Source organism: Cryobacterium sp. Hh11 (genome assembly GCF_004404045.1).
GTDB lineage: Bacteria > Actinomycetota > Actinomycetes > Actinomycetales > Microbacteriaceae > Cryobacterium > Cryobacterium levicorallinum.
On sequence record NZ_SOHF01000006.1, the window covers coordinates 58,082 to 65,706 of the forward strand.

Here is a 7,625-nt window from a genome sequence, read left to right on the forward strand (position 1 = left end):
GACCCTGTGCGCGATTAAGGGCGCGGGCGCGGTTAAGGGCGCGGAGCCGCGCTACAGCCGGTTGACCCCGGTGACGCGCACGACGGCTTCGCCGAGCTCGTCAGAGTCGGCGAGGTTCACGCTCGCGCTGATGCCCCAGTCGTGGTCCCCGGCCGGGTCGTCGAGAATCTGGCGCACGGTCCACTCTTCGGTGCCCTCCTCGATCATGAGCAGGTCGGAGCTGCGCGCGTTGCCGCCGGTGAGCAGCTCATTGTGCTCGGCGAAGTAGCCGTCCATCGCCTCGGCCCAGACATCACTGGAATAGCCGTGCTCGCGGTCCAGTTCGCCGAGCTGGTCGTAGTGCTCGAGCGCGGCCAACTGCACCCGGCGGAACAGTTCGTTCCGCACCAGAATGCGAAAGGCCCGCGTGTTGGTGGTGAGGCGGCGCGGCGGCGGCGGCAGAATCGCGTGCGATTCGGCCGCGTGCACGGCGAGATCGGGGTGCAGCAGTTCCTCCCACTCGTCGAGCAGGCTCGAGTCGACCTGGCGCACGAGCTCGCCGAGCCATTCGATCAGGTCGAGGAGGTCTTCGTTCTTAGCCTCGTCGGGAATGGTCTGTCGGGCCGCCCGGTAGGCGTCAGACAGGTAGCGCAGCACGACACCCTCGCTGCGGGCGAGCTTGTAGAACGCGATGAATTCCCCGAACGACATGGCCCGCTCATACATGTCGCGCACGACGGTCTTCGGTCGCAGCTCGAAGTCGGCGATCCACGGCTGGGAGGCCTTGTAAGTCTCGAAAGTGTAGTTCAGCAGCTCCTCGAGGGGCTTGGGGTAGGTGATCTCTTCGAGCAGCGCCATCCGCTCGTCATATTCGATGCCTTCCCGCTTCATCGCATTCACGGCTTCACCGCGGGCGGCGAACTGCTGCCCCATGAGCACCGGCCGCGGGTCGTCCAGGGTCGACTCCAGAATCGAGATCATGTCGAGCGAGTAGGTGGGCGCTTCGGGGTCGAGCAGCTCGAACGCGGCCAGCGCGAACGGCGAGAGCGGCTGGTTGAGCGCAAAGTTGGCCTGCAGGTCGACGGTCAAACGGATGCTGCCGCTCGCGCTCTGCTCCACAATTCCGGCTTCGCGGAGGGTCTTGTAGATGCCCAGCGCGCGCCGGGCCAGCACCAGCTGTCGCCGCCACGGTTCGTGGTTGTCGAAGACCAGCGAGTGCACGTGCGCGAAGGCGTCGCCGCCGCGCCCGATCACGTTGATCAGCATCGCCGCGGTCATCTGCATGCTCGACGACAGGGTCTCGGGTTCGGCGTCGACCAGTCGGCGAAAACTCGGTTCGCCCCAGGACACAAAGCCGTCGGGTGCCTTCTTGCGCACGATCTTGCGCTTCTTCTTCGGGTCGTCGCCGGCCTTTTCAATGGCCTTGAGGTTGTCGCTCTCGTGCTCCGGCGCCTGGATCACGACCGTGCCGGCGGTGTCGTAGCCGGCCCGCCCGGCCCGCCCGGCGATCTGATGGAACTCGCGCACGTTGACCTGGCGCATTTTCACACCGTCGTACTTGGTGAGCGCGGTGAACAGCACGGTGCGAATGGGCACGTTGATGCCGACGCCGAGGGTGTCGGTGCCGCAGATCACGCGCAGGTAGCCGCGCTGGGCGAGCTGCTCGACCAGCCGACGGTATTTGGGCAGCATGCCGGCGTGGTGCACGCCGATTCCCATGCGAATGAGCCGCGACAGGGTCTTGCCGAAACTCGTGGTGAACCGAAACTCGCCGATCAGTTCGGCGATCACATCACGCTGCTCGCGGGAGGCGACCTTGGCGCTCGCGAGGGCCTGAGCGCGTTCCAGGGCGGCCGCCTGAGAGAAATGCACGATATAGACCGGGGCCTTGTCGGTGTGCAGCAGTTCTTCGACGGTTTCGTGCACGGGCGTCTGCTCGTAGTAGTAGCTGAGTGGGACCGGGCGTTCCACCCCGGTGACGACGGCCGTCGGGCGGTCGGTGCGCCGGGTCAGGTCGTCGCTGATGAACTTCACGTCACCGAGCGTGGCCGACATGAGAATGAATTGCACCCGCGGCAACAACAGCAGCGGCACTTGCCAGGCCCAGCCGCGCTCCGGGTCGCCGTAGAAGTGGAATTCGTCCATCACAACGAGGTCGACTTCGGTGTCCTCACCGTTGCGCAGGGCGAGGTTGGCGAGAATCTCCGCCGTGCAGCAGATGATCGGAGCGTCGGCGTTGACGCTCGAATCGCCGGTCATCATGCCGACGTTCTCCGCTCCGAAGGTCTCCACCAGGGAGAAGAACTTTTCGCTCACCAGGGCCTTGATCGGCGCGGTGTAGAAGCTTCGCTTGCCGGCCGAGAGCGCGGCGAAGTGGGCCCCGACAGCCACGAGTGACTTGCCGGTTCCGGTCGGTGTGCTCAAAATGAGGTTGGCACCGGAGACGATTTCGATGACCGCTTCCTCCTGCGCCGGGTACAGGGTGAGGCCCTGCTCGGTCGCCCAGCTTTCGAACGCCTCGAAGAGAACGTCGGGGTCGGTTTCGTTTTCGAGGCGTTCAAGCACAGACATAGTCCCTCAAGACTGCACTACCGCGCGCACAAGATGTGACGGATGTCTGACGAAACTGATCCTGCGCCCCCCGCTGGGTGGTAATCACAGCAGCCCGTTCTAGGCTGGCGTCATGGTCTACGTCACCCCGGACACCGCTGCTGTTGCCACGCCAAGTCGTACCCGGTCACTCTGGCGCCCGGCGGCTGCCGGGCTCGCCGCGGCGCTGGCTGGCCTCGGGCTGGCCGAGCTGACTGCCGCGTGGATCGCCCCCGGCGCGAGCCCGGTACTCACGGTCGGCGCGCTCGTCATCGACATCGTTCCTGCCGGCGTCAAAGACCTGGTGATCGGCCTGTTCGGCACGGCCGACAAGATCGTGCTGATCATCACCATCGTGCTCGTGCTGCTGGTACTCGCCGCCCTCGCCGGAATCCTGGAGAGCCGGCGCCCGCCGTTCGGCCGACTGCTCGTCGCACTCATCGGGGGGATCGCCCTGTTCGCGGCGCTGTCCCGCTCGAGCGCCTCTACCCTCGACGTGGTGCCCGCCGTCGTCGCCATGGGGGTCGCTGCGATCGCGCTGACCCTTCTCACGACCCGGTTGCCGCGGTCCTCACCGGAACCGGCCGGCGCACCCCGCGACCTGAACGGCCCTGACCGTCGTCGGTTTCTCGTCTACACCGGCGTGACCGCCGGCATCGGGCTGCTCGCCCTGGCCGGCGGCCAGATCAGCGCCGCAGCGACCCGGGCAGCGGATGCCGCGCGAGCGCTGTTCACGCTGCCAGCGGCATCCGTTCGGCAGGCCACCATTCCGGCGGGGGCGAGCCTCGACGTGGCGGGCATAACCCCGCTGATCACCCCGAACGCCGACTTCTACCGCATCGATACCGCCCTCACCGTGCCGCGCATCGACCCGCGCGACTGGCGGCTGAAGATCACCGGCATGGTCGAGAACGAGGTCGAGATCGACTTCGCCGAGCTGATCTCCCTGCCGCTCGAAGAGAGCACAACGACGCTCGCCTGCGTCTCCAACTATGTCGGCGGCGACCTGATCGGCAATGCCACTTGGCTCGGCTATCCGATTCGCGAGCTGCTGGCCCGGGCGAAACCGAAGACCGGGGCCGACATGGTGCTCTCCCGAAGCCAGGACGGTTTCACCGCCGGCACCCCGATCGAGGCGCTGACCGACGGGCGCAACGCCATTCTCGCGGTCGGCATGAACGGCGAACCGCTGCCGCTCGAACACGGCTACCCGGTGCGCATGGTGGTACCCGGCCTGTATGGCTACGTGTCAGCGACAAAGTGGGTGGTGGAACTCAAGCTCACGCGCTTCGCCGATGAGCAGGGTTATTGGACGCCGCGCGGTTGGTCCGCCCTCGGACCGGTCAAAGTCTCCTCGCGCATCGACGTACCGCGTGCCGGAACGTCGGCTACGGCCGGGTCGGTCGTCATTTCCGGTGTCGCCTGGTCCCAGCACGTGGGCGTGAGCGCCGTCGCGGTGCAGATCGACGACGGCCCCTGGCAGGACGCTACGCTCGCCGACGCGATCTCAGTCGACACCTGGCGGCAGTGGGCGTACACCTGGACCGACGCCATCGCCGGCGACCACACCGTAAGGGTGCGGGCAACGGATGCCGCTGGCCTCGTTCAAACGTCGGCCACAGCCGACGTCGCCCCCGACGGCGCCACCGGACTGCACGAAATCTCGGTGTCTGTCTCGTAGTTCATTCGGAGTCAGTTGCCCTCATAGGCGGCGCGCAGCCAGCCGAGCAGCTCCGGGTCGACCTCGGCGAGACTCGTCACCGACACCGTGTGGGTGCACATCCCGCCGGCCAGCAGCAATCGGTCGGTGGGCGCGGCATCCGCCAGATTGACGCCCAACTGCAGGCGCTTGGCGCTCGCCGCTGCGATCAGGGCGAATGGCCTGTGGCGCCGCAGCGAGACGCGTGGGGGCTGCGCCAGAACGCGGGAATTCGGGTAGCGGGGTGAGGCCGGGCGAGCACGGTGCGCGGGAGACGCGCCGAAACGCGGGAGTTCGGGCGTGGCCAGAACTCCCGCGCCACCCGTCGCGCGGGGGCTGCGCCGGTGCGCCGGAGTGCGCCTGCCGCGCACTGGCGCAAGTCCCGCGCCGCGTGACGCTCCCCGTTCGAGGGCGACCGACTAGCCGTTGGCCCCGCTCGTGTTGATCACGCCGTTGACGCCGGCCGGGAAGAACCCGCCCGAACGCACCGGGGCCGCGTTGAGATACGTGATATTGAGCACCTGGGCGGCGCTGCGGCTGAAAGCCAGACCGTTGGCATCGGTCGGCACGAGGTTCGCCTTCGACGCGTTGCCAATGCCCTGGTCGAGGTCGGACGAACCATCGACGGCGTCGCGCACATCGGAGATCGCCTGGGCGGTCGTGTAGACCGACGGCAGGGCAATACCGAGCGCGTAGAGCGTGCTGCGAATGACACCGGCGTGATATGCCTCGACCGCGAGCAGGCCAGCCGCCGCCTCCAGGAACGTCTTGTTCGAGATCAGGGGCGCTGCGCCTTTGTAGGCGGTCACTCCGACGTCTTCGAAAATGAAGGCACCGAACAGAAAGTTCGCCTCGTTGGCGTAGACGTCGAACTTTTGCCCCGGCTTGACCAGCCCGGCCGCCTGGGCGGCAGCCGTGAAGCTCGCATCGAGGTTGATCTTGGGGCGGGACACGGCGACGCTGCCGAGCGCTGACCGTAGGAAGGCCACGTGCGCCTTCTCGTCGGCGGCGATCTCGTCGGCGTACTTCTTGATAATGGCCGTCTTGAAGTGCACCATGCGACCGCCGGTCACCCCGCCGCGGGTTCCGGTTCCTGTGGTCAGACCGTCGGGCAGCCCGCTGCCGGTCGTGGCGCGCAGGTAGAACTCAGCCTCGAGGTATTCAAGGTTGAGTGCGAAGTTCAAAATGGAGGCGTCGCTGGGTGCGGCTGCTGGTGCCACGGCAGCTTCCGCCGCGAGCGCCGGACCGCCGGTGGCGAGTACCGCCGCTCCCACGCCGAAGCCGGCCACACCGGCAGCCCGCAGAAAGTTGCGGCGGTCCGTGGAATTCTCTGCACTGCGGTTGATCGCATTCGTAATGAAACCCTGATCGAACATCCTTGTTCTCCTGACTTTGTATGAATGTGCCGAGCGTGTCTGAACAGACCTCGTCAACCTACCCGCGCAAAACAGATCGCCCCAACGGCTGGACACGGACGTAAGCAAACGATAAGGAGTACGTGCGCTTTAAGCGGATGCTGATCCACGATCAGAGCAGCAGCCCGTCCGCTCCGACGGGAGCCAGGCGCCGGGCGGCCCGGCGGTCGTGCAGCACGGCGATGCCGTAGGCGGCAAAGTAGAGCGCGACCATGGGCACCGCGAGCAGGAACATCGATACGACGTCGGCGGCCGGCGTCGCGATGGCGGTGAACAGAATGATCACGAGGATGGCCACCCGCCAGGATTTGATGACCGAACGGGCGCTGATCACCCCGGCGAAGTTCAGCAGCACGATGAACACCGGCAGCACGAACGCAATGCCGATGGCGATCATGAGTTTGAGCACGAAATCGAAATAGTTCTGGGCGTTGATGAGCGCCGCGTCCTGCTGCGGCGCAAAACTCGTCATGAGCTCGACGACGTGCGGCAGCACGTACCAGCCAGCCGCACAGCCGATCAGAAATAGCGGAACGGCCGAGAAGAAGAATCCGAAGGTGTATTGCTTCTCGCGGCGGGTCAGCCCGGGGACCAGAAAGGCGAAGATCTGGTAGAGCCACATCGGGCTCGAGACGATCAACCCGACGTAGAACGAGATGCGCAGCTTCAGGTCGAACGCACTCGTAATGTCGGGGTAGTTGATCTGCGCGTTGCGGTTCTGCGCCCGAACGATGGCATAGATCGGCTCGCGCAGCCCGTCCCAGACGAATCCGGACAGCAGCCAGCCCGCAATCGCACCGACCAGGATTCCGGCAGCGGCGAGAAAGAGGCGCTTGCGCAATTCCAGCAGATGCTGCCCGAGCGACATTTTGCTCTTGTCGGGAGTGCTGCGCACCCCCTGAACCACCATCAGGCTTTCGGGTGTGGTGCGCCGCGCGAGTCTGTACTGGGGCTGCTGTGGGCGCTCGTGCTGCCGTCGGTGTCGTCGGCCGGCCGAGTTTCACCGTTGCGGTCCGGCGTGATCTCGCTCTTGAAGATCTTCATCGACTGGCCGAGACTGCGGGCGAGCCCCGGCAGCTTCGGAGCGCCGAACAACAACAGGATCACAACGAGAATGATCAGAAAATGCCATCCGGTCAGGTTGCCCAGCATATGAATTCTCCTTCGAATCAAGTCGGTCGTGCAGCAGCGTAACCGCCGCAGCACCGACAAATCCGGGAAAAGCTCAGTATTTCCTGCGGCCGTAAGGTTTCTGCCAGCCGGTCATCGTCAGCTGGCTGACTCGGCCGTCGCCGCGGCGAAGCGCTCGAGAACATCCCCGATCCGCGCTTTGCAGCCGCCACATCCGGTGCCGGCGCGAGTGGCCGCACCGATGCAGGCGATGGTGGTGTTGCCGGCTTCGGCAGAGTCGGCAACGGCGCCGACGGTGACGCCGTTGCACCAGCACACGGTCGCGTCCCGCGCGAACGCGCTGCCAGCCTCGGGCTCGTAGTCCGGTCCGTCGTAGCGCAGCAGGACAGAGCGGTCCGCCGGCAACTCACTGCCGCGCTCGAACAGCAGGGTCAGCTCGGCGGCCGTGCGCGGCATCCCGACGCAGACGAAGCCGGCGAGAATGCCGTCGCGGGTGACCATTTTCACATAGCGTCCGTGCTCAGGGTCGGCCCATTGCGACACGTGCAGCGGAGCGGATGCACACCCCGCAGCGTGGTCGTCGACGGAAAGGTCCCAGGGGTCGGCAGACGTGTTGCCGACCGAGACGACGTCGATTCCCTCGGCTTTGAGCATGACGACGGCCGAAGCGGATGCCGCGAGCGCCGCCGTGTCGGGCCGGCCCAGCACCTCGGCGGTGAATCGTGCGGCGAGCCAGTCGGCCTGGCGCCAGCCCGGACCGATCAGGCCGCTCGGCCCGCCGGCCGGCGGCGCCGTCGAATCGCCGGCGCGGG

Annotated in this window: 7 protein-coding genes; 1 reads left to right on the forward strand and 6 read right to left on the reverse strand. The window is 66.4% G+C overall.

The window, feature by feature from the left end; translation table 11 throughout:
• Positions 1-51: 51 nt before the first annotated feature.
• Entirely contained in the window at positions 52-2,550 is a 2,499-nt protein-coding gene (locus E3T46_RS01940; protein ID WP_134577255.1) for a DEAD/DEAH box helicase, read from the reverse strand.
• Positions 2,551-2,662: 112 nt separating this feature from the next.
• On the opposite strand from E3T46_RS01940, the gene E3T46_RS01945 reads away from it, so the two are divergent.
• Positions 2,663-4,249 carry a molybdopterin-dependent oxidoreductase gene (locus E3T46_RS01945; protein ID WP_134577256.1) on the forward strand — a complete coding sequence of 529 codons (1,587 nt, stop codon included), beginning with the start codon at positions 2,663-2,665 and terminating at the stop codon, positions 4,247-4,249.
• Positions 4,250-4,260: 11 nt separating this feature from the next.
• On the opposite strand, the gene E3T46_RS01950 is transcribed toward E3T46_RS01945, so the two are convergent.
• The 5 genes from E3T46_RS01950 to E3T46_RS01970 all read right to left on the reverse strand — a co-directional run.
• On the reverse strand, positions 4,261-4,638 hold the full coding sequence (locus E3T46_RS01950; protein ID WP_134577257.1) for a DUF5655 domain-containing protein: 378 nt from the start codon (positions 4,636-4,638) through the stop codon (positions 4,261-4,263).
• A 48-nt stretch (positions 4,639-4,686) separates the two neighbouring features.
• Entirely contained in the window at positions 4,687-5,643 is a 957-nt protein-coding gene (locus E3T46_RS01955; RefSeq protein WP_092451571.1) for a ferritin-like domain-containing protein, read from the reverse strand.
• Positions 5,644-5,794: 151 nt separating this feature from the next.
• Positions 5,795-6,550, reverse strand: coding sequence for a twin-arginine translocase subunit TatC (tatC, locus tag E3T46_RS01960; protein WP_134472841.1), 756 nt, complete (start codon positions 6,548-6,550; stop codon positions 5,795-5,797).
• A 41-nt stretch (positions 6,551-6,591) separates the two neighbouring features.
• Complete coding sequence (gene tatA, locus E3T46_RS01965; protein ID WP_134441652.1) at positions 6,592-6,834, reverse strand: twin-arginine translocase TatA/TatE family subunit; 243 nt, start codon at positions 6,832-6,834, stop codon at positions 6,592-6,594.
• Between the two features lie 117 nt (positions 6,835-6,951).
• The coding region (locus E3T46_RS01970; RefSeq protein ID WP_174845364.1) for a (2Fe-2S)-binding protein at positions 6,952-7,625 on the reverse strand (674 nt) is incomplete at its 5' end.